18 protein-coding genes and 2 pseudogenes are annotated in these 21,726 nt (G+C 70.3%); 12 read left to right on the top strand and 8 right to left on the bottom strand.

Going from position 1 to position 21,726, the window contains the following annotated elements; all coding sequences use genetic code 11:
- The first annotated feature begins 3 nt into the window (after window positions 1-3).
- A complete protein-coding gene (locus ACZ8ZB_RS25735) occupies window positions 4-1,299 on the top strand; it encodes a multidrug effflux MFS transporter (protein ID WP_470739994.1) in 1,296 nt (431 codons plus the stop codon).
- Entirely contained in the window at window positions 1,277-2,053 is a 777-nt protein-coding gene (locus ACZ8ZB_RS25740) for an MBL fold metallo-hydrolase (RefSeq protein ID WP_470739995.1), read from the top strand. The genes ACZ8ZB_RS25735 and ACZ8ZB_RS25740 overlap by 23 nt, the downstream gene beginning before the upstream one ends.
- Window positions 2,054-2,592: 539 nt before the next feature.
- Here the strand turns inward: ACZ8ZB_RS25740 and ACZ8ZB_RS25745 are convergent.
- Window positions 2,593-3,630 (bottom strand): amidohydrolase family protein, encoded by a 1,038-nt coding sequence (locus ACZ8ZB_RS25745; RefSeq protein WP_470739996.1) that lies wholly within the window; start codon window positions 3,628-3,630, stop codon window positions 2,593-2,595.
- Window positions 3,631-3,754: 124 nt separating this feature from the next.
- Here ACZ8ZB_RS25745 and ACZ8ZB_RS25750 point away from each other — a divergent pair, with 124 nt between their 5' ends.
- The gene (locus ACZ8ZB_RS25750) at window positions 3,755-4,483 is read left to right on the top strand and encodes a TetR/AcrR family transcriptional regulator (protein ID WP_470739997.1); all 729 of its coding nucleotides are present in this window, start codon (window positions 3,755-3,757) and stop codon (window positions 4,481-4,483) included.
- 377 nt (window positions 4,484-4,860) lie between these two features.
- On the opposite strand, the pseudogene ACZ8ZB_RS25755 reads toward ACZ8ZB_RS25750, so the two are convergent.
- Window positions 4,861-5,018, bottom strand: a pseudogene (locus ACZ8ZB_RS25755) (IS110 family transposase); the annotation flags it as partial.
- A 779-nt stretch (window positions 5,019-5,797) separates the two neighbouring features.
- Here ACZ8ZB_RS25755 and ACZ8ZB_RS25760 point away from each other — a divergent pair.
- The 3 genes and pseudogenes from ACZ8ZB_RS25760 to ACZ8ZB_RS25770 form a co-directional block, all read left to right on the top strand.
- A complete protein-coding gene (locus ACZ8ZB_RS25760) occupies window positions 5,798-6,172 on the top strand; it encodes a type II toxin-antitoxin system death-on-curing family toxin (protein WP_470741580.1) in 375 nt (124 codons plus the stop codon).
- 337 nt (window positions 6,173-6,509) lie between these two features.
- Complete coding sequence (locus ACZ8ZB_RS25765; RefSeq protein ID WP_470739998.1) at window positions 6,510-7,865, top strand: DUF3500 domain-containing protein; 1,356 nt, start codon at window positions 6,510-6,512, stop codon at window positions 7,863-7,865.
- 110 nt (window positions 7,866-7,975) lie between these two features.
- Window positions 7,976-8,053, top strand: a pseudogene (locus tag ACZ8ZB_RS25770) (carbonic anhydrase); the annotation flags it as partial.
- A gap of 24 nt (window positions 8,054-8,077) precedes the next feature.
- Here ACZ8ZB_RS25770 and ACZ8ZB_RS25775 read toward each other — a convergent pair.
- Together ACZ8ZB_RS25775 and ACZ8ZB_RS25780 are read right to left on the bottom strand one after the other, a co-directional pair.
- Window positions 8,078-8,794: a GNAT family N-acetyltransferase gene (locus ACZ8ZB_RS25775; RefSeq protein ID WP_470739999.1), complete on the bottom strand. Its 717-nt coding sequence runs from the start codon at window positions 8,792-8,794 to the stop codon at window positions 8,078-8,080.
- A gap of 171 nt (window positions 8,795-8,965) precedes the next feature.
- Window positions 8,966-9,586, bottom strand: coding sequence for a LysE family translocator (locus tag ACZ8ZB_RS25780; RefSeq protein ID WP_470740000.1), 621 nt, complete (start codon window positions 9,584-9,586; stop codon window positions 8,966-8,968).
- A gap of 1,011 nt (window positions 9,587-10,597) precedes the next feature.
- On the opposite strand from ACZ8ZB_RS25780, the gene ACZ8ZB_RS25785 reads away from it, so the two are divergent.
- Entirely contained in the window at window positions 10,598-11,131 is a 534-nt protein-coding gene (locus ACZ8ZB_RS25785) for a GNAT family N-acetyltransferase (protein WP_470740001.1), read from the top strand.
- A gap of 107 nt (window positions 11,132-11,238) precedes the next feature.
- On the opposite strand, the gene ACZ8ZB_RS25790 is transcribed toward ACZ8ZB_RS25785, so the two are convergent.
- Complete coding sequence (locus ACZ8ZB_RS25790) at window positions 11,239-12,468, bottom strand: epoxide hydrolase family protein (RefSeq protein WP_470740002.1); 1,230 nt, start codon at window positions 12,466-12,468, stop codon at window positions 11,239-11,241.
- A 62-nt stretch (window positions 12,469-12,530) separates the two neighbouring features.
- On the opposite strand from ACZ8ZB_RS25790, the gene ACZ8ZB_RS25795 reads away from it, so the two are divergent.
- Window positions 12,531-13,493, top strand: coding sequence for a helix-turn-helix transcriptional regulator (locus ACZ8ZB_RS25795; RefSeq protein WP_470740003.1), 963 nt, complete (start codon window positions 12,531-12,533; stop codon window positions 13,491-13,493).
- A 516-nt stretch (window positions 13,494-14,009) separates the two neighbouring features.
- Here ACZ8ZB_RS25795 and ACZ8ZB_RS25800 read toward each other — a convergent pair.
- Both ACZ8ZB_RS25800 and ACZ8ZB_RS25805 read right to left on the bottom strand, forming a co-directional pair.
- Window positions 14,010-14,945, bottom strand: coding sequence for an MBL fold metallo-hydrolase (locus tag ACZ8ZB_RS25800; protein WP_470740004.1), 936 nt, complete (start codon window positions 14,943-14,945; stop codon window positions 14,010-14,012).
- A gap of 11 nt (window positions 14,946-14,956) precedes the next feature.
- Complete coding sequence (locus tag ACZ8ZB_RS25805) at window positions 14,957-16,282, bottom strand: MFS transporter (RefSeq protein WP_470740005.1); 1,326 nt, start codon at window positions 16,280-16,282, stop codon at window positions 14,957-14,959.
- Window positions 16,283-16,430: 148 nt separating this feature from the next.
- Between ACZ8ZB_RS25805 and ACZ8ZB_RS25810 the strand changes: the two genes are divergently transcribed.
- The 3 genes from ACZ8ZB_RS25810 (at window position 16,431) to ACZ8ZB_RS25820 (ending at window position 18,787) form a co-directional block, all read left to right on the top strand.
- Window positions 16,431-16,637, top strand: coding sequence for a hypothetical protein (locus ACZ8ZB_RS25810; RefSeq protein ID WP_145866752.1), 207 nt, complete (start codon window positions 16,431-16,433; stop codon window positions 16,635-16,637).
- Window positions 16,624-18,015: an amidase gene (locus tag ACZ8ZB_RS25815; protein ID WP_470740006.1), complete on the top strand. Its 1,392-nt coding sequence runs from the start codon at window positions 16,624-16,626 to the stop codon at window positions 18,013-18,015. Before ACZ8ZB_RS25810 ends, ACZ8ZB_RS25815 begins: the two co-directional genes overlap by 14 nt.
- A 142-nt stretch (window positions 18,016-18,157) precedes the next feature.
- On the top strand, window positions 18,158-18,787 hold the full coding sequence (locus ACZ8ZB_RS25820) for a TetR/AcrR family transcriptional regulator (RefSeq protein ID WP_470740007.1): 630 nt from the start codon (window positions 18,158-18,160) through the stop codon (window positions 18,785-18,787).
- A 296-nt stretch (window positions 18,788-19,083) separates the two neighbouring features.
- Here ACZ8ZB_RS25820 and ACZ8ZB_RS25825 read toward each other — a convergent pair whose 3' ends face one another.
- A complete protein-coding gene (locus ACZ8ZB_RS25825; protein ID WP_470740008.1) occupies window positions 19,084-19,968 on the bottom strand; it encodes a helix-turn-helix transcriptional regulator in 885 nt (294 codons plus the stop codon).
- Window positions 19,969-20,070: 102 nt separating this feature from the next.
- Between ACZ8ZB_RS25825 and ACZ8ZB_RS25830 the strand changes: the two genes are divergently transcribed.
- Window positions 20,071-21,594 carry an MFS transporter gene (locus tag ACZ8ZB_RS25830; RefSeq protein WP_470740009.1) on the top strand — a complete coding sequence of 508 codons (1,524 nt, stop codon included), beginning with the start codon at window positions 20,071-20,073 and terminating at the stop codon, window positions 21,592-21,594.
- Window positions 21,595-21,726 lie beyond the last annotated feature (132 nt).

Genomic DNA, 21,726 nt, shown 5'->3' on the forward strand with positions numbered 1-21,726 from the left:
CCGGTGACCACGGAGAACGCGGTGGCCACCCGGGCCGGCAGCGCAGGAGGAGCCGTCCGCAGGATCTGCGTGCTGGTGCTCCTGGCGGCCCTCACCGCTCTCGGACCGTTGTCCATCGACGCCTACATCCCCGGTCTGCCCCGGCTCGCCGACAGCCTGCACAGCCCGGCGTGGGCGGTCCAGCTCACCGTCACGGCATGTTTGGCGGGTCTGGCGGTCGGGCAGCTCCTGGCCGGTCCGCTCAGTGACGCGCTGGGCCGGCGCGGGCCGCTGCTGTTCGGGCTCACCCTCTGCACGGCGGCGGGAGCGCTGTGCGCGCTCGCTCCGAACGTCTGGCTCCTTATCGTGCTGCGCGGGGTGCAGGGACTCGGCGGCGCCTTCGCCCTGGTGATCGCCTACGCGTACGTCAGCGACCTGCACGAGGGGAGGGCGGCGGCACGCTACTTCTCCCTGCTGACCCTCGTCACCGGCCTGGCACCGGTGCTCGCTCCGCTGATGGGAGCGCGGATCCTCGACGCGTGGAGTTGGCGGGCGGTCTTCGTGACCGTCGCGGCGTTCGGCGCCCTGGTCCTCGTCGCCTGTGCGGGAACGCTGCCGGAGAGCCGTCCGCCGCGCCTGCGTCCGCCGTGGGAGTGGCGCAGGACGGGCTCGGTGTACGGCGGCCTGGTGCGGGACCGTACCCTGACCGGCCCCGTCCTCGCCAACGCCTTGACGTTCGCCGTGATGTTCGCCTACATCTCGGGCTCCCCGTTCGTCCTGCAGAGCCTGTACGGACTCAGCCCCCAGCAGTACAGCCTGGTGTTCGCGGTGAACGCGTTCGGGCTCGTCGCCGCGGCGGCGGCCGGCGGAGCGCTCGTCGGGCGCTTCGGCGCCGGGGCGCTGTTGCGTGCCGGTGTGACCGGCACCGCGGTCGCGAGTGTCGTCCTGCTGCTCTTCGCGGTCGCGGGCCTGGGACTGTGGCCGGTCCTGGCGGCCCTCTTCGTCGCGATCGCCCCTGTGGGACTGGTCCTGTCGAACGCGCCCGTGCTGGTCCTGCGGCACCGCGGGTCGAACGCCGGCGCCGCGGCGGCGCTGCTCGGCTGCGGCCAGTTCCTGTCCGGCGGACTCGCCGCGCCCCTCGTGGGGCTCACCACCGCGCACAGCGCCGTACCCATGGCCACGGTCATGGCCGTTCTCGGGCTCGCGGCTTCGACCGTACTCATCACCATGACTCCTGCCGGCACGGCAGGCTCCCCCATCCGCACGAGCGGCGACCAGCCGTACGAGGAGGTTCACCATGACCACGGACACCGTCACTGACACCCTGCGCCTGCGCCGCCTCGGGTGGGCGGGCGTCGAGATCGGACTGGACGACACACTCCTGCTGATCGACCCGCTCGAGAACACCGCTCCGCTCGCACCCGTCATGGGTCCGCCCCGGCGGCCGCTGCCTCCCGTCGACGCCCCGGCGGGAACGCACGCCCTCATCACACACGTGCACCCCGACCACTACGACCGCGAGCTGATCGCGCGCCTGGCCGTCTCGGGGACCATCGGCTGCCACTCTCCCACCGCCTCGGCGCTGGCCGAGGACGGCATCACGGCCGAGGCGCAGGAACTGGGGGAACCGCGTCGTATCGGCGGGCTGACCGTCACCCCCGTCGCGTCGCTGGACTGGCGCGGCAGCGACTGCGACCAGGTCGCGTGGGTCGTGGAGGGGGCCGGGACCCGGATCATCCACTGCGGGGACACCATGTGGCACGGCAACTGGTGGCAGATCGCCCGCGACCACGGCCCGTTCGACGTGGCGTTCCTGCCCGTCAACGGCGTGATCGCCAGGTTCGAAGGATACGAGGCCAACGTGCCCGTCACACTCACGCCCGAACAGGCCGTGGAAGCCGCGGTTGCTCTCGGCGCCACAGCAGCCTGCGCGATCCACTACGAACTGTTCGACAACCCTCCCGCCTACACCGAACAGCCCGACATAGCCGAGCGGTTCGGCCGCGCCGCCCAGGAGCGGGGCATCACACCTCACCTCGTGACCGACGGTGAAGTCGTACCGCTCGACAACTGACCCCTACCCGTCAGCGGTGCTGCCCGGTCGCGATGTGACACGACGTGCTCATCGCGTTCCAGGTCCCGGCGGGCGGGCGACTGCCAGGCCCGGCCATACCGGCGCATCAGCCGCCGGACCGCCGCCGACCAGCGGTTCAGGTCCCGCTCGAGGGCGATCATCCGTCCCCAGCTCTGTACCGAGGACCGCAAGATCTGCGACGAGGACATTGCCTGGCTCTCCCCGCTCAAGCACCGCGACCTGAACCTGCTCGGCCGCTACGCCTTCACCGCCTCCACCCCGGCCGCCGACGCCCTGCGCCCGCTGCGCGACCCGGACGCGGCCGGGCTCGGACTCGATGAGGACGACAGAAGGAGACACCTTCTTGGCCTTCGATGCCGGGGTCGGATCGTTGTCTGGGGTGAGGTGGCGGGCCGGGAGGAACCCGGCTGGGAGTGAGGAAGGTGCTGTGACACGTGCGCTTCGGCAGGTTCCGGGGACTGACGGCGGGCCCGCCGGAGGGTGTGGTGGCATTCCGGTCGGCCCATGCGGGTAGCGCTTCAGGCGGACGGGCGCTTGGCGCGGGCGGTGAGGCGTTCCCAGTTGCGGTGGCCGATGTCGGCCTTCTGCTCGTCGGTGAAGGGCGAGTTCTCCAGGAAGGAGCGGGCTTCGCCGTTGCTGGTGTCGACGTAGGGGAAGCCGCCGGGACGGAAGCCGTAGGTGAAGGGATAGTCGGTGGAGTACAGCATCCGGTCGGTGCCCATCACTTCGGCGGTCCAGCGCAGGTAGCGGGGGCTGTTGGTGCCGCTGCCCGCGACCCAGAAGTTCTGCTTGAAGTAGTCGGCGAGCGGCTGGCGCAGACGGCCTGCCTCGCCGAAGAAGCCGGTGTGGTCGAGGTAGAACATCACGACCTCGCCCCAGTGTCCGGCGATCACCTGCAGGTCGGGGAACCGGTCGAAGACCCCCGAGAAGATCATGCGGAGGTACTGGACGCCGAGGTCGTAGTACCAGCCGAGGCCGGCTCCGGCCAGCACCGGGCCCATGGGGGCCGGAAGGTCGGAGTAGTAGGCGTCGATGACGGGCTGAACCGGCGTTTGCGGGTGGAAGTGCAGCGGCACTCCCAGCCTCTCGGCCATCGCGTACAGCTCGTCGTTGTCCCGGTGGTCGGCCAGCTTGTCCCCGGTGCGGCCGTAGAGCATGGCGCCGGGGAAGCCCAGCTCGATCACCACGCGCTCCAGCTCCGTCGCGGCCGCGGCCGGTGACTGGGTGGGGATCGCGGCGAACGCCTGGAAACGGTCAGGCCGGGAAGCGACGATCTCGGCGAGCTGGTCGTTGGCCTCGCGGGCCACCGCGACGGCGTCGGCCTTCGGCAGGTCCTGCACGCCCGGAGACGACAGGGACAGCACGGCGACGTCGATGCCCTGATCGTCCATGTGGGCCAGCCGCTGCTCACCGACCACGTGCAGATTCTTCGCCACCGGACTGTCCCCGAAGCCGCGCGCCGGGATCTGGGGCGATCCCACCCGCTCGTACGCCTCGTAGACAGCCGGCACGACGACGGTCTCTTCCACTCCGACAATGCGCAAACGGTCGAGCATGACGGTTCTCCTCACACTGCGTTTCCAACGGAACTGATTGAACGTTATCATTGATAGTATCAATGGAATCAAGTAGTCGATAACAATGATCCTGCTGTCGGCGTGAGGGCGCTATCGTTGATCCATGCCTGTTAAACCGACCTCTGCGCGGCGTGCCGCGGAGCCCGGCGCCACGGCGCGTGAACAGACGCGCCGCCGGGTCGTCGACGCCGCGATGGACCTGCTGGAGCGCGGCGGCCGCGACGCGGTCACCACCCGGGCGGTAGCCGACGCCGCCGGACTGCAGCCGCCGGCCCTCTACCGGCTGTTCGGCGACAAGGAAGGGCTGCTGGACGCGGTGGCGGAGCGCGGTTTCACCCGCTTCCTGGCAGCCAAGGAGCAGCTCGAATCCGCCTCGGGGGACCCGATCAGGGAACTGTGCGACGGCTGGGACGCCGTGGTCGAGTTCGGGGTGACCAATCCCGCGCTGTACCTGCTGATGTACGGCGAGCCCACCCGGTCCACCGCCGTCATCAGGATCGGCCTCGAACACCTCATGGACCGGATCCGCCACATCGCCGCCGCAGGACTCCTGCGCGTCGAAGAGCGCCTGGCCGTCCAGATCGTCCACGCCGCCGCCAGCGGCGCCATCCTGACGTGGCTGTCGGTGCCCGAACCCCAGCGCGAACCCGCACTCCTCGTCGCACTGCGCGAATCCATGGTGACCACCGTCACCACCCGCGAACCGGCCATCCAGGAACAGGGCGCGGCCGGCGCCGCCCGCGCCCTGCGTGCCGCGCTGCCCAGCCAGAACGCCCTGAGCGAAGCCGAAGAGCAACTCTTGGCGGAATGGCTCCGTCGACTGTCCGCATAGCCGCTCGCTCGAGGCGGGGGCAGCGGGCCGTGTCAATGAGCCGGACGATGCGTACACCCCCGCTTTCCCGTCCGTGCTTGCTCTGGCCCGGCCGCATGGCCCATGGACCTCCGGCCGGCGGAGTCGTCCGCCTGGGCACGGTCAGCGCACCGCAGTCGGGGCGGTCGGCAAGGGGACCCGGCCGTAGGTGAGGCGAGCGAGGGGCCCGTTGGGCGGGTGGGAGGTCCCTCTCTGCCTTTCGGCGAGCGAGGCGTGGAGTTCGGGGTTCATGGAAGGTGCCGTCGCGGAGCATCACGAAGAGCACGTTGATCCGTTGTCGGGCCGGCACCGCCAAGCCGACCGTGCTGGTGGGCTTCGACCAGGACCTCGCGGCCGAGGATCTCGTCGGTCAGTTCCAGCGGGCGCAGAGTGTGCGGCACAGTGCGGGCTGCGCCGGCGATCACGGCGGCGTCCTCGGCGTCGGTCTTCGCCTCACCCGGGTTGAGACCAGCGATCCGCCGCATGGGCAGGCCGGCAGGTAGGCGGCCTTGCAGCCATCGGGACCCTCCCGCTCACTGTCGCCCAGGCGTGGGTGGCGTTCGGGAGGGCGTCCGGCTGGTCGAGCGCTCGACGGAAACCCTGCTTCAGGCGGCACGGGCGCCGCTCGTGGGGCGGTCTCCAACGCGTACCCGGGGTGGGGGAGGACCCGTTGTGGGCTGTCTGTTGCAGCTCGCAGTAGGAACGATGTCGCCGTGACGCTCGTTTGACGCTCTGGGCGCCCGCACGCAGGGTGGCGAGCCGAGAAAGTACCTCTGACCTGGTCTTTCTGCGACGCGCTCAGGCCGACATCTTTCCGATGACGCACCACGTGGAGTGCGTCGCGATCCTGGAACCGGCCGCAAAGAGCTCCTGACCTGTGCTTTTGTTGTCCGGGTGGGTTGCCCGACCTGTTTCCCTCCGTGCAGCGGTTCGAGCGGGCGGATTGATCTTTGCACCTTGCTGGCCTGCGGATTCGTGAGCGGGATGCCTGCACGGGCGATGTCTTCAGAGGGGCGTCCGGAGATTCCTGACGCTCGGACGACGCTCGAAGCGGAAGCCTCTGCTGCACCTCCGCAGACGCAGCGAGCCACCCTCTTCGACCCCGCGTTGCCAGGGAATGCGGCTCGACTCGACCGCGCCACTGTGATACCGGCCAGGTATCAGCTTTGTACGGCGATGACCCTCCGACCCCCCGACGACCTTGGCGCGAAGCTCACCGAGCGGGCTCGTCGGGAGGGCCGCAGCAAGCAGGAACTTGCCGCCGAGGCCATCCGTGCCGCCCAGGACCGGGCCGAGTTGAAGGTCGACGAGATCCTGGCCATCGCCCGCACGGTCAACGGCACCGAGCACAGCGTGCGTGACATGGGCCTTCCGGTGTCGGCGGTCGAGAGACCCCGGACGAACGCGTTCGGGGCCGAGTCGTATCCCACGCTGCGCGAGAAGGCTGCGGCGCTGCTGCACTCCGTCGCCCGCAATCTCGCGTTGATCGACGGCAACGAGCGCACCGCCTGGCTCGCCATGCGTGTCTTCCTGCGGTTCAACGGCGTCAGCGTCAGTACCGTCGCGCCGCCCGGCTCCGTTGCCGGACCGTTCGTCGAGGACGTCGCGCAGGACGACATCGCTGTACCGGCCGTTGCCAGACGCCTCTCGACCCGGTTCCCCGTTTCCTGACGTTCGACGTTGCGGGGTTGGGGTCGGACTGAGCCGCAAGCGTGCTGGACCGAGGCGATCCGCCGGGCAGGTTGATCCCGCTTGCCGGGTACTACCGACGGTCGTCCGCGCTCCCCGGGGCACGGACGGTCGACCCCCTCATTTGCCGTGACCGCCTCCGTGAGGCCACGAGGGAGTGTATGAACCGCAGCTTCATGACGCGCGTGCTGTGCCACCGCGCTGAGCGGGCGAGGTCCGCGCTGAGGGAGTCGTCGACTGCTGTCACCGTCGCGATCTCATAGGCGTCTGACAGGAAGACCTCACGGAAAAATCAGGGTCCTGGGCGAGTGTCACGTCCATGCACGCACACCGTCCCCGTACCCCCGCCACCGAGCGCACGCGCCGCTGGTTCATGAACCGTTCCCTGCTGCTCGGCGGTGCCGCCGCCGTGGCGACCATGACTGGCTGTTCCGCCGGAGTGTCCGACACGAGCGGCTCCGCGTCCGGCGGCGCCCAGAGCGGGTTGCCGTCCGGTGGGCCCGGTGGCGCCGGGGGCATGGGCCCCGGCGCCACCGAGGTGAAGTACGCCGACTTCACGGGTGTCACCACCGACGGCAAGGTCGTCGACGACCTGTTCTCCATCCACTCCACCGGTGTCTCGACGGATGCGGTGGTGAAGGCCGCGCAGGCGTTCCTGGACGGGCTCAGCGCCACGGTGCGCCGGGCGTGCGTGTTCGACGTGGACGACGACGAGTGGCTGGCCTGGAGCAACGTCGACGGCTACGAACGCGAGGGCGCCCGCATGGGCGATCTGACCGAGAAGCAGCAGAGCCTCGGCTACGCCCTGCTCGGCAAGGCCCTGTCGGCCGACGGGCTGACCCAGACCCGCAACATCATGAAACTCAACGCCTTCCTCGGTGACTACAACGGCGGCGGCAGGGAGACGCTGACCGAGGGGCACTACTACTTCACCTTCATGGGCACCCCCTCCACGTCCAAGCCCTGGGGCTTCCAGTACGAGGGCCACCACCTGGCCGTCAACTACTTCGTCCTCGGCGACCAGGTCGTCATGTCCCCGACCTTCATGGGCTCGGAGCCGACCTCGGCCACCTACAACGGCGAGAAGATCACCCTCTTCAAGCCGGAGACCAAGGCCGGTCTGGCCCTGCTGCGGTCCCTGACCTCGACGCAGCGCAAGAAGGTGATCTCCGCCGACGCGAAGGGCGGCACGAACATGGTCGCCGGGGCCGGCCAGGACAACCTGAAGCTGGCCTACCAGGGCCTCGCCGCCAAGGAGTTCACCTCCGTCCAGCGCCAGAAACTGCTCGACCTGGTCGGCGTCTACGTCGGCTACATGGACGACGGCCACGCCGCGGTGAAGCTGAAGGAGGTGCAGGACCACCTCGACGACACGTACTTCTACTGGATCGGCGAGAGCGAGGACTCCTCCGCCTTCTACTACCGGGTGCACAGCCCGGTCGTGCTCATCGAGTACGACGCCCAGTCCCCGCTGGCCTACGGCGAGAACGCCCAGATGGGCGGCGGTGGCGCCCCCAGCGGCCAGCCGTCCGGTATGCCGAGCGGCGGCCCGGGCGGCGGCATGGGCATGGGCGGCACCCCCACCCAGCAGCACATCCACACCATCATCCGCACGCCCAACGGCGGTGACTACGGCGTCGACCTCCTCAAGCTCCACCTGGAAACCGACCACTGACACATGACGTCCGCGACGCTGACGTGCAGCGTTCTGACGCCCCGTGCCACCCCGACCAGGACGCCGCCCGCCGCGTCGACAGGGCGGTCGGCCGGCACCCGTACGGCGTGGTGCTCGGATGCTCCGACTCCCGGCCGGCCGCGGAGATCATCTTCGACCAGGGGATGGGAGACCTGTCTGTCGTGCGCACCGCCGGCCGCGCCGGCGGAACATCACGGCGTCCGGAAACCCCGGAAGGTGACCGGTCTGCGGGTCCTGAAACCGAGCCGTTCGTACAGGGTGATCGCGCCGGTGTTCATCTCGGCCACGTGCAGGAAGGGACGATCACCGCGCGCCACGATGCGCTGGGTGAGAGCGTGGACGAGGCGGGCGGCATGGCCCTGCCCGCGCGCTTCGGGAGCGGTGCAGACGGCGCTGATCTCGGTCCAGCCCGGAGGACGCAGGCGTTCACCGGCCATCGCCACCAGGGTGCCGTCGACCCGGACACCCAGGTAGGTGCCGAGTTCATGGGTACGGTGCCAGAACGGCCCCGGCTCGGTCCGCGCGGCGAGCCCCAGCATCTCGGGCACGCTGTCCGCGCCCAGCTCGACCACGTCGGTGTCGGACCCGGAGCCCGGTCGGTCGGGGCAGCCATCACCATCATCATCACCGGACCAGATCAGCTGACGGCCCTCAAGGCTGAAGACCGGTTCCCAACCCGAGGGCGGAACGGCCGGGCAGTTGAACATGTCGGCGAAGGCGCCCGGACCGAGCAGACCGGCCAGGTCGGCCCAGTCTTCCTCGTCCGGGTCGGCGGACACGGAGGAGAAGGTCGCCACTTCGTTGGGATAGGTGGCGGCCCGGCCGAGCCTTCGGGCGAGATGCGCGTGCCGACCGCCGAGCGACTGACCTACCGGGTCGTCGAGTACCGGGTCGTCATCGTTCGTCATCGTGCTGTTCCTCTCCTGATGGGCGCGGTGGTCGGACAGCAGGGGAAGAGACCGTCAGCGTTCCGGCCGCGGTGTCCCCGACGCACCCGCGTGGGCGGTACGGACCGCTCCCGTGACAGCCCCGTCCGGTGCGGGACCCGTGGCCCGACGCGCGAGCCGCACCAGGAGAACTCAAGACCGGGTCGTGGCGACCTTCAGTCCGAATCCGATCAGTACGGCCCCAGTGGCACGGTCCATGCCCCGGCGTACGGCTGGCTTCTCGAAGAGGGAGCGGGCCTTCGAGAGCAGCAGAACGTATGCGCCGAGCCAGACCGCGGTGAGCACCGCGTGTACGAGGACCAGCAGGGCCATGCCGCTGTGGGGAGACAGCCCGGCCGGGGCCAGCGTCGGCAACAGACCCGTGTAGAACACCGCGATCTTGGGATTGAAGACGTTGCTCACCAGACCGGTCCGCCAGGGGTTGCCGCGAGACGGGGCGGGGGTCGCTGCCGGCGCCTGTGACCGGTCGCGACGGCTCTGGCGCAACGCCTGGACACCGAGGAACACGAGGTAGGCCGCGCCGACCAGTTTGACCACCGTGTACGCGGTGGCGGACGCGGCCAGGACGGCGGCGAGGCCGGCCACCGCGAGCACGCCCCAGACCAGCAGTCCCGCGGTGATCCCGCCCACTGTCCGTAGCCCGTCCTGCCAGCCGGAGGCGACGGCCCGTTTGGTCACGACGGCCATGTCCGGCCCGGGCACCATGGTCAGCACAGCCAGGACACCGACGGCGGTCAAGAACGATATGGGCATCCCCCCAGTCTCACATCCGAGGCTGAGGCTGTTGTCCACGGGCTTGCCCGTCGCCTGCGGATGGAGCGGACGACCGATTTCGCCTGAGCCCGGTCGCCTGCCGTAGCACCGTTCCCGGAGCGGTACGACGTGCCGCGAATCACCGGCAGCCACGCTTCGTGGTCCTCGGCAGGACGGGGGCCCGGTCGACGGCTCTCCCCGCACGACTGGTCTGTCGACCGTGACGCTCGTTTGACGCTCAGGGTGCCCAGACGCCACACGGCGAGCTGAGAAACCCGCTTTGACCTGGCCTTTCTCGTAGCAGTCGCGGACCGGCATCTTTCCGATGACCCACCACATGGAGTGCGTGGCGATTCTGGAGCCTGCTGCAAAGGGGCTCTGACCTGCGACTTCCTTGGGTCTTCCAGATGTGGTCGGTGGTGCTCGACCTGTTTTCCGAAGTCCACCGCGTGGAGCGTGTCGTAGGTTCCAGCCACGTGGCTCACCTGCGGTTTCGCAGCGGGGGCGGGGGCTGGAACGTTCTGCCTCAACTCCGTATGAGACGGGTTCGGGAAATGTCTTGACGCTCGCTCGACGCTGTTCCTGACGGAGCGCGGGGTGGTCGCCCTGGATCAAGAAGCGCGGGTGGATCGACTTGTCGGGCTCGACCCGTCGAGCAGCGCGTTAGGGCTGTTCTTCGGGCTCGGGTCATACGGCGACAGGTCCCGGGCTGACGTGTGCCGATTGCGTTGGCCTCGTTGTCCTGGGAGCCGCCAGGATGACGGCGCTCCTTGGAATCGGGTCTGGCCGCGATTCCGTGAATGATCTTGGTGCTGCGGCAGGCTGCCACCGAATCGGTCCGGCCCCTCGACCGCGCTGTCGAAGCGGCACGTCGTCCGCCCGGCCGTCGGCCCGACGTTTCCCCCGCCACGGTGTGTGGTGCAAGGGCTTGACGCGTTGTGGTTTCGAAGCGGCAGGGCGGGTGAGCGCCGGATCACCGATGCGGTGCTCGCCGTTCGGCAGAATGGGCGCATGACCGAGATCCGCACACCCCGTCTTCTCCTCCGCAGCTGGCACGACGACGACCTCGCGCCGATGGCGGACATCAACGCGGACCCACGGGTCATGCGCTGGATCGACGACGGCTCGGTGCGCGACCTGGACCGTACGGCCGAGGACATCGAACGGTGGGAGGAGGAGTGGGACGAGGAGGGCTTCGGACTCTTCGCCGTCGAGCTGCTGGCCTCGGGCGAACTGATCGGCTTCACGGGACTGTCCGTGCCCGAGTTCCTGCCGGAGGTGATGCCCGCCGTGGCGATCAGCTGGCGGCTCGGCTCACCGTTCTGGGGCCAGGGATACGCGTCCGAAGCCGCGCACGCCACACTGGAGTTCGCGCTCCAGGACCGCGGCCTGGACCGTGTCATCAGCATCAGCCGGGTGGGGGACAACGCCTCCGAGAACGTCATCCGCAAGCTCGGCATGGCGCCCGAGCGGGAGACGGCCCACCCGGTGTACGGCTACCCACTGCGCGTTCACGCCATCGACCTCACCGAGTTCCAGGCATGAACCGACCCGACCGTCGATCATCACAAGACAGCCGACCACTGTCCCTGCGCCCCTGAACGCATCGACCGCGGCGGCACGGACACCCGGGAAGGGATGGCCCCTCCCTGTCAGCGCACCTTGCCGAAGAACTCGCGGACGTCGCCGACGAGCAGTTCCGGGGCTTCCATCGCGAGGAAGTGGCCGCCACGGTCGAGTTCGGTCCACCGCACGATGTTGTGGTCGCGTTCGGCCCAGCGGCGGATGGTCACATCGTGGGCGGAGAGCAGCACGGCGGTGGGCACGGTCCCCTGCGGACCGGCTGCCCAGTCGTCCTGACCGTCGTCCCACCCGGCGTCGTGCGCCGTGCCGGGGGCGGTCCAGTCGTCGGCTGCGGCTCCGCTCCAGGTGCTCGCGGACATCTCCTCGTAGTAGACCTGGGCTGCTGAGGCGGCGGTGGCGGTCAGCCAGTACAGCGAGACCTCGGTCAGGATGCGGTCCCGGTGGATGCTGCTCTCGGGCAGTGCGTCCTCCGGGTCGGTGAGCTCCTTGAATTTCTCCACGGTCCAAGCCAGCTGGCCGACAGGGGAGTCGGTGAGGGCGTAAGCCACGGTCTGCGGTCGTTTGGAGTTGCACTGCAGGTAACCGTCGTTGAAGTTCTGCATCCGATGCCATCGTCGCTGTTCGGCCTCCGTCAGGCCGTCCGTCTCGCCCTCCGCCCCGGCGGGAAATGTGATCATGGCGTTGACGTGGACGCCGATCACGTGGTCCGGTGCCTGCTTGCCCATCTCCAGGGCGACCCATGAGCCGGTGTCGTATCCCTGAACGCCGTAGCGCGTGTAGCCGAGGCGGGCCATCAGCCGGGTGAACGCCCCGGCCATCCGAGCCGTGTCCATGCCCGGTCCGGCCAGTGGGGTGGAGAGGGCGAATCCCGGCAGCGAGGGGATGACCAGGTGGAACGCATCGGCCGGATCACCTCCGTGCGTACCGGGATCGGACAGCGGCCCGATGACGTCGAGGAAGTCCACCACCGAGCCCGGCCAGCCGTGCAGCAGCATCAGCGGTGTGGCATCGGCCCTGGGAGAGCGCACATGCAGGAAGTGGATGTTCTGCCCGTCGATGGTGGTCATGTACTGAGGGAACGTGTTGAGTTCCGCCTCGTGCGCCCGCCAGTCGTAGGCAGTGCGCCAGTACTCGGCCAGATCCTTCAGGTAGTCCACCGGAACGCCGCGGCTCCAGCCGACACCGGGCAGCTCATCCGGCCAGCGGGTGGCGGCCAGGCGGGCTTGCAGATCATCGAGCTGGGCCTGCGGTATGTCGATGTGGAAGGAGCGGATACTGCTGGGTGTCGTGTTCGCCATGGCTGCGACACTAGGACTCGCTTAGGTCAGTTTCGGTCCTCACCTTCCGGCAGTCTTACGGCATGCCGGAGACCTCCGGGCGGCTGTTGAAGCTGCTCTCCCTGTTGCAGACCCACCGCGACCGGTCCGGGGCCGAACTCGCCGAACGCCTCGGTGTCAGCCGACGCACCCTGCGCCGTGATGTGGAGCGGCTGCGTGTGCTCGGCTACCCGGTGCACGCCACCCAGGGCACTGCGGGCTACCGGCTCGGGGCCGGGACCACGCTGCCGCCACTGCTGCTCGACGACGACGAGGCTGTGGCCGTCGTCGTCGGCCTGCGCACGGCGGCCGGTGGCTCGGTCGCCGGCATCGAAGAGTCCTCGATGCGCGCGCTCGCCAAGCTCGAGCAGATGCTCCCACCCCGGCTGCGGTACCGAGTGAGCACCCTGCACACCGCTACTGTCCGGGCCGGCGCAGCCCCGACTCCCAAGGTCTCCGCGGACACCCTCATGGCCATCGCAGAGGCGTGCCGCCGACGCGAGCGACTGCGCTTCGACTACGCCAGCCCTCGCCGCAGCCGCAGCACGCGCTTGGTCGAGCCGCACAGTCTCGTCAGCTTCGACCGCCACTGGTACCTGGTCGCCTGGGACACCGACCGCACCGACTGGCGCACCTTCCGCGTCGACAGACTCACTCCGCGCACGCCGACTGGACCGCGGTTCACCCCCCGCGAACTCCCCGACACCGACGTGGCCGCCTATCTGGCCCACCAGCTGTCATCACGGACCTGGCCGTTCCAGGCCACCATCACCCTGCACGAGTCCGCCGCAGCGGTCACCGACCGCATCTGGCCCGGCATGGGCGTCGTCGAACCCGTCGACGATGACAGCTGCCTACTGCACCTGGGCGCCGACACCCCCCGTGACCTCGCCTGGATGATCACCTCGGTCGACGCCGATTTCACTCTCGCCGACGCACCACCCGAACTCACCGACGCCCTGCACGCCCACGCCGCCCGCTGCCTGAACGCCGTACGCAAGGCATAGGCACCCCTGCCGCGCAGGCGTCCGGGAATCTCCCGACGACCGGGCTCCATCACCGCTCAGTACCTCGATGCGGAGTGTCCTGAGTTTGGTGGAGCGAGAACCGCGGCACAGATGTTCGACAGCACCAGGAGCAGCTACTTCGGTCTGATCCCGCTGGCCGTGCAGGTGTCACGACGTCTCGGCAGTCTCGGCGACGAGGCGCGTCCGTACGCGGGACGCCGCTACGCCGACGATGTCGAGCGGCTGTCCTCGCCAGTAGCCGTGATTCGGGTACGCAAGGACAACGCACTTGTCACTGTCTGTGACACAGAACGGAACGCCGGTCAGGCGCGAGTCGTTGATGTGGCCGACGCCCTCGCCCGCACCGCGCTGCGCAAGGCGGCTTTCGCCCGCACGGTATGCCGGAGGAGTCTCATGGCCGCTCCCGGGGCCGTCCGGTCGCGGACGCCCGGGACGTCACCCGCACGGACCCGGTGCGACTCGGTGCGCGGGACGTCCCGGGCGCTCCGATCCGCTTCAGCCGCCGAGGGGAGTGGCCCCTGAGGGAGCCGGCACCAGTCGGTACCCGCCGTCCTCGCGCAGCACGTGTCCGGCGGTCGGCGGCGGGAAGTGGCTCCCGAGCAGGAGAGTCGACGTACCGGCCAGTGAGCCGAGCACCCGGTTCCGGGTCCTGGCCGCGAGTTCGGGAGCGACGTCCACACAGCTGCAGAGCTCCGGATGCGCCATCTGGACCGGGTGGTGGATGCTGTCGCCGGTGACCAGTGCGGTCTCGCCACGGCTGCTCAGTTCCACCGCCACCTGCCCCGGCGTGTGGCCGGGGGTGGGCAGCAGACGGATGCCCGGCGCGACGTCCGTGCCCTCGTCCGCGACATCGATGAGGTCGAACAGACCTGCTTCCCGGACGGGAAGGACCGAGTCCCGGAACATCTGCCGACGCGCCTCCTCCATGTCGACACCCGCCCAGTAGTCCCACTCGGTGCGTGAGGTGAGATAGCGCGCGTTCGGGAAGGTGGGCACCCAGGCGTCGCCCTCGGCACGCGTGTTCCACCCCACGTGGTCGGTGTGGAGGTGGGTCAGGACCACGACGTCGACGCTCTCCGGCGCGAAGCCCGCCGCCCGTAGCCGTGCTTCGTAGTCGCTGTTCAGGTCGTGCCAGGCGGGGTTGGCGCGCCGCTTCCCGTTTCCGATGCCGGTGTCCACCAGCACCCGCATGCCGTCCACCTCGACGGCGAAGCTGTGGCTCGCCAGGCGCAGGACGCCTTGTTCGTCGGCGAATTCGGGGCTCAGCCAGGGAGTCCGGCTCACGAGGTCGGTGGTCGCCCCGGGCAGCAGCCACGGACCGGTCCGGGCGGGCAGGACCACTTCGTCGATGCGTCGTACGGTGTGGTCGCCCACCGTCCAGGAAGAGGCGGGGGGAGTGGTGGACCTGGTCGTTTGCGAGGAGGTGAACACGGCGATCTTCCTTACCTTTCGTGGGTCGCGAGGACGGAGAGGTCCGGAGCGGGTGTGTCGGGTGAGGCGGATGTGCGGTTGTTCGTCGCCGGGCGGGAGTGGGCGTCCGGGGACGGTGTCCGGCGCCGGCTGCGCAGCGTCGCGGTCAGCGTCGCGACTGCGACGGTCGCCAGTACGGCCACGCAGTCGGCATGGGCCAGTGCCGCCGCGCGCAGCCCGAAGCCGGCGGTGAGGGCGCCGGCGCCGATGGCGGGCAGACTCATCGCCAGGTAGCTGAGTACGTGATAGGAGGCGAGCGTGCCGCCCTTCTCCCGGGCCGGGACCGAGTCGAGGACCGCGCGCAGCGCACCCTGGGAGACGGCTCCGAAGCCGAACCCGGCCAGCGCCGCCCCGGCGAAGAGGAGCACGGGGCCGGCGAGGTGGAGGGCACCCAGGGCCAGGACGGCCGCCGGAATCACCGCGCAGCTCCCGAGGAGAGCGCAGACGTCGGCACGCATCCTGCGCGTGAAGTACACCGTCGGGGCGGCGACGGCCGTCAGCGTGAAGAAGACCGCGCCGCCGGCGTATTCGGGTCCGCCGGGGGAGACGAGCCGTGTGAAGCCCGGTCCCAGGGACGAGTAGAAGCCGCCGAGCGCCCAGACGGCGACGACGCCGGCGCCGTTGAGCAGGAGAGCGTGGACGGCCGCCGGGGGCAGCGCCAGGCGGGGCCGCGTCGAGCGCAGTGCCCCGGGACGGCGGCGGACGGTCTCGGGCGTCGAGACGAGGGCGATGGCCTGCGCGGCGAACACGGCGATCAGGGCCGCGTACACCGTGACCGCCGGAGCGGGGGCGAAGCGCACCATGAGGGTGGCTGCCAGGACGCCGGCCGCCATGCCCGTCACCGGCGCGACGCTGTTGGCCAGAGCGGGGCGACCCGGCCGGGCGGGGTCTTCCAGGTCGAGGAGAGCCGCACCTGCTGCGCTGGTCGCCGCGCCGGTCGCGATGCCCTGCAGCACGCGGGCGCCGATCAGGGTGGTCAGGCCGCCGGCCGTCGCGAACAGTGCCATGGAGGCGACCTGGACCGCGAGCGCGCCCAGGAGCACGGGGCGGCGTCCGACATGGTCGGAAAGGGTTCCGGTCGTCAGCAGTGCGATCAGGAGCGCCAGGGCGTAGGCGCTGAAGACCACGGTGATGTCGAGGGACGACAACCGCCACTGAGCCTGGTAGTGGGGGTACAGCGGGGTCGGCGCGCTGGATGCGGCGAGCAGCGCGATCAGGATCGAGGCGTGCAAGGCGAACGGCAGACGTCCGGAGGGGGAGGTGCGGGGAGGCGCGAGGCCCGCGGGGACGCTCCGCATGAGGGTCCTTCCCGTGCTAAAAGCGATTGGTTTGCTTTAAGCCACCGTAGATCCTACGATCGACTAAAGCAAACGATTCGCTTTTGCGGTGGTCGGGGGTCCTGCACCTGCCCCGGCCCGTCGCGCCGCACAGATCCGGAAGGAAGCCATGACCAGCGAACTCACCCCCCAAGAGGCAGCCCGAGGGGCGCTGCGGGCGGGGCTCCCCCTCGGGGACGGCCGACACGAAGGAGTGGCCATGACGGCCAACCACATCCACTCCGTGATCAGCACGTTGCGCGAGCTCGATTTCGGCGAGACCCCTCCCGCGTCCTCCTACCGAGCCGGACGGGGGAACGCCGATGCAACCGTTTGAGCTGTCGCTGACCGAAGCCTCCCGTGCGGTGCGCGCACGGGAGCTGTCCCCCGTCGAACTCACCGAATCGGTGCTCGCCCGTATCGCCGCCGTCGAAGGACGACTGGGCGCCTACGTCACCGTCGCCGCCGACGCGGCCCTGGCCGCAGCGGTCCGCGCCGAACGGGAGATCTCCGGAAGCGGACCGCGCGGGCCGCTGCACGGGATCCCCATGGCGCTCAAGGACCTGATCGACGCGGAGGGGATGCCCACCACGGCGAGCTCGCACGTCCGGGCAGGGCACGTGGCGGAACGCGACAGCCGGGTGGCCGAACGGCTCGGCGCCGCCGGGGCCGTCCTCCTGGGCAAGACGCACACGCACGAGTTCGCCTACGGCCTGACCACTCCGCAGACGAACAACGCCTGGGACCACAGCCGGGTCGCGGGCGGGTCGAGCGGCGGCTCGGCGGTGGCCGTCGCCGCCGGCGGAGCGACGTTCGCCATGGGCACGGACACGGGCGGTTCCATCCGGGTCCCCGCGGCCCTGAACGGCGTGGTGGGCCTCAAGCCGACCTACGGCCTGGTCCCCCGCACAGGCGTGACCTCGCTGTCCTGGTCCCTGGACCACGTGGGCCCCCTCACCCGCACCGTCCAGGACGTCGCGCTGGTGCTGTCGGCGACCGCCGGCCACGACCCGCGCGACCCGGCGAGCGTGTCCGGCCCGATGCCGGACCGCTTCCCGGGAGGCGACCTGCGAGGACTGAAGGTCGGCGTACCGCGGAACCACTACTTCGACCGGGTCACGCCCGAGGTCGAGGAGTCCGTACGCGGCGCGATCGAGCGGCTGGCGGAGCTGGGGGCGGAGCTCGTCGACGTCGAGATCCCGATGGCGCGTTACATCCAGGCCGTCCAGTGGGGGCTGATGGTTCCCGAGGCCACCGCCTACCACGAGCGGTCGCTGCGGGCCACCCCCGACCTGTACGCGGCGGACGTTCGCATCCTGCTGGAGGCCGGCGAACTCACCTCTGCGGGCGACTACCTCCGCGCCCAGCGGGCCCGCACCATGATGCGGGACGCCTGGGCTCGCATGTTCGACGGAATCGACGTCCTCGCCGCGCCGACGGTGCCGATGACCGCCGCCGAGGCGGGGCAGGAAGCCGTCGAGTGGGCCGACGGCACGACCGAGTCCGTGTCGGACAGCTACGTCCGCCTCTGTGCCCCAGCCAACATCACCGGCGTCCCGGCCCTCACCCTGCCGGTCGGTCACGACCGCGCCGGACTGCCGATCGGCATGCAGCTGATGGCGCGCCCCTTCCACGACGCGACGGTGCTCCGTGTGGGCCGGGCCTACGAGGAGTCGGTGGCCGGCGCGGGGCGGCTCGCTCCCCTCGCCGCCTGAGGGAAGGCGGACGTTCCGGCCGGCATGCGGTCGCGTCGCCGCAGGGGCGTCCGCCGTGCTCGGGCGCCCGGATGCGCAGCCCCGCGGGTCGCCGACGCCGACCACCGCCTAGAAGCAACAGAATCGCATTAAGGTGGATCGCATGAGTCCCAGGCCCATGGTCCGCCCCGGCGGGCGCAGCGCACGCGTACAGGAGTCCGTCCATGCGGCGGTACGTGAACTCGTGGAGGAGGTGGGCCGCGACGCGCTCACGGTCCCGATGGTGGCCACTCGGGCGGGCGTGACCCCCTCCACGATCTACCGTCGGTGGGGCGACCTGCAGGAACTCCTGTCCGACGTGGCCGTCGAACGACTGCGCCCGGAAACGGATCCGGCCGATCTCGGGAGCCTGCGGGCCGATCTCGACGCGTGGGCGGAACAGTTCCTCGACGAGATGGCCTCGCCGCCCGGGCGCGCCTACATCCGGGACGCCCTGCTCGGCGACCCCGACGGAAGCAATGCCGGTCAGTGTTCGGCGTATGCCGCAGAGCAGATCGACGCCGTGTTGGCCCGTGCGGTGCAGCGGGGGGAGCCGGTGCCCGAGACGGAACTGCTGATCGACCGTGTCGTGGCGCCGATCATGTACCGCATCCTCTTCCGCCCTGGCCGACTGGACGCCGCATACGCGCGCGAGCTCGTGACGAACGCCGTGTACGCCCGGCAGGTCGAGGCCGGCGCTCGCCCCACCCGGGCCGCCGCCCCTTGGCCCTCGGAGAAGGAACCCGACGACTGACCACCTCGCTCATCGGGCGGTCCGGCCACCGGGCGGTGGAGGCCAAGCGGCCGGCTGTACCGGCAGGGGTCCTGAAGTCCCCAGCGGTGACCGACCAGGACGTAGCCCTTGGGCGTGACGTCCGTTTGACGCCCCGTGCGCACGAAGGGCCCTTCGGTGGAGCAGGAAACGGCCCCTGACCCGGTGTTGTGCGAGATCCATCCTGCCGGGACACCTTTCCGATGACCCACCGCGTGGAGTGCGTGGCGATCTTTGCGGCCCGGACGCGGGCGCCTCCCGGAAGGGCGCGGGCGGTTTCAACGATGCTCGGCCCGTACGGTCGTCGGCTCCGGCTCGTCGTCCCGGCCGCTTTGCTGGTTCAGCACGCGCAACGCGTCCGCGGAGGTCGCGTCGTTGGGCGTGTAGATCTCGACGCGGTGGTCGGGGCTGTCGGGCTGGAGCCACACCTGGTAGTCCACGCTCACCGCTCCGACGGTGGGATGCCGCAGACGCATGGCCCCCGTCGTGCAGTCGGAGACGTCACCCGTCGCCCACATCGTGCCGAAGTCCGCGCTGTTCATGAGGAGTTCGCCGATCAGTCCGGCGAGCCGGGCGTCCGTGGGGTAGCGGCCCGCGGTGAGGCGCAGATAGGCGACGTGGACCTTGGCGAGATCCGGCCAGTTGCGGTACATGTCGCGGGTGTGGGGGTCGAGGAAGAACATCCTGGGGATCGACGGACGCCCCTCCGGATTCCGTGGCGCCTCGAAGGGGATGTGCTCGGCGACCAGCGCGTGCCCGGTGCGGTTCCACGCGAGGACGTCGCCGCGCCTGCCGAGCACCACCGCGGGCGTGGCCTCGCCCAGTGACTCCAGGAGGGTCAGTACCCGAGGGTGGGGCTCCTCGCGGGGTGGCTCGCCCAGACCTGGTCTCACCGACTGCCGGGCGAGGTTGTGCAGATGGACGGTCTCCACCCGGTCGAGCCGGAGCACCCGGGCGAGCGCGTCGAGCACCTGCTCGGAGGCGGTCCCGGCCTGCCCCTGCTCCAGACGCGTGTAGTACCCCGCGCTCACCCCCGCGAGCTGGGCGAGCTCTTCCCGTCTGAGACCAGGGACCCGGCGGGAGGCGCCGTAGGTCAGCAGACCGATCTCAGCCGGAGTGACCCGGTCACGACGGCTCTTCAGGAACGTTCCGAGGCTCTCCATGTGACGAGCGTAGGGCGCACGCCCGCTCCGTGGGTGTACCTGCCGGGTGTACCCACGCCACAGGGGTGGCTGTCGGCCACGCCCTGCCCGAGGGTCGGCGTCATGACTCGACAGCATGCGAGCAACGCACCCGGACTGCGGGCCTGGCTCGGGCTCGCGGTGGTCCTCGGCCCGGTCCTCCTCGTCTCCATGGACGGATCGATCCTGTTCCTGGCGATGCCCCGGATCAGCCAGGCCCTCTCGCCCACCGCCGACCAGGCGCTGTGGATCCTGGACATCTACGGCTTCGCCGTCGGCTCCCTGCTGGTCGCCTTCGGCGGCCTCGGCGACCGCTACGGCCGGCTGAAGCTCCTGATGATCGGCGCGACCGTGTTCGGACTCGGCTCCGCCGGGGCCGCGTTCGCACCGACCCCCGAACTCCTCATCGCCTGCCGGGCGCTCATGGGCGTGGCCGGGGCGACCCTGCTGCCCTCGGCGCTGGCCGTACTGAGCGAGCTGTTCCCCGACCCCCGGCGCCGGGCCCAGGCCATCGGCGTCTTCGCCGCGGCCTTCGCGGCCGGTTTCGCCATCGGCCCGGTCATCGGGGGCGCCCTCCTCGGCCGGTTCTGGTGGGGCTCGGTCTTCCTCGTCAACCTCCCCGTCATCGCCGTGTTCCTGGTGTTCGCGCCGGTCCTCCTCCGAGAGATCCGGTCGGGCGGGACGGGCCGCGTCGACCCGCTCAGCGTCGTGACCTCCGCCGGGGGCCTGCTGCTCACGATCTACGGGATCAAGCACCTGGCCGCCGACGGGATCTCGGCCCTGCCGATCACCGCGGTGATCGTCGGCTTCGCAGTGCTGACCTTCTTCGGCCTGCGCCAGCGACACCTCGACAACCCGCTGATCGACTTCTCCCTCTTCCGCGACCGCGTCTTCACCATCGCCGTCATCACCGGTCTGCTGCCCCTGGCCGCGTGGTCGGCGGCGGCGTACCTGTCCGGCGTCTACCTCCAGTCCGTACTGAACCTGAGCGTCCTGCACGCGGCGCTCCTGGCCCTCCCGGGTGCGGCGGCCCTCATCCTCTCCTGCGTCGTCACACCGGCCGTCGTCGAGCGCATCGGCAAGCGGGCCGCGCTCCTCGTCTGCCACTTCTCCATCGCGGGCGGCCTGTTGCTGCTGCTCCCCACCACGGTCACCGGCGGGATCGGCTGGTACATCGCCTCGACCGTGATCGCTGGACTGGGATACGGCATCTCCTTCGCCGTCGTCGCGGACACCGCGGTCGGCGCGGCCCCCGCGGAGCGTGCCGGCTCGGCCGGAGCGATCGCCGAGACCAGCAACGAGATCGGCAACGCCCTCGGCATCGCGATCCTCGGCTCGCTCGCCGCGCTGCTCTTCCGCCTCCAGGGCCCGGACCTCGCCCCCACCCTCGACGAGACCCTCCAGCTGCCTTCCCTGTCCCCCTCCGTGATCCAGGACGCGAAGTCCGCGTTCGTCACCGGCCTGCACGTCGTCGCGGCCGCGGCGAGCCTTCTGCACGCCGCCCTCGGAGCGGCCGCCCTGCGCCGGCTGCCCGAGCCGGCGCCGGAGGAGCGGACCGACGAGGTCCACGAGGAGCCCGCGGAGGAGCGCATGGCGAGCAGGCCGTAGCGGGACGGGGCCGACGGGAGGGGCCGACGACGCGTCGCCGCCAGGACGGCCGGCCGGATCGGCTCAGAAGACCCCTCTTCGTCATCAGGACCGCCGGATGCGTCCCGACCGCCGTCACGCCCGCATGCAGGC

The sequence above is a fragment of the Streptomyces sp. 12E genome (assembly GCF_055633275.1).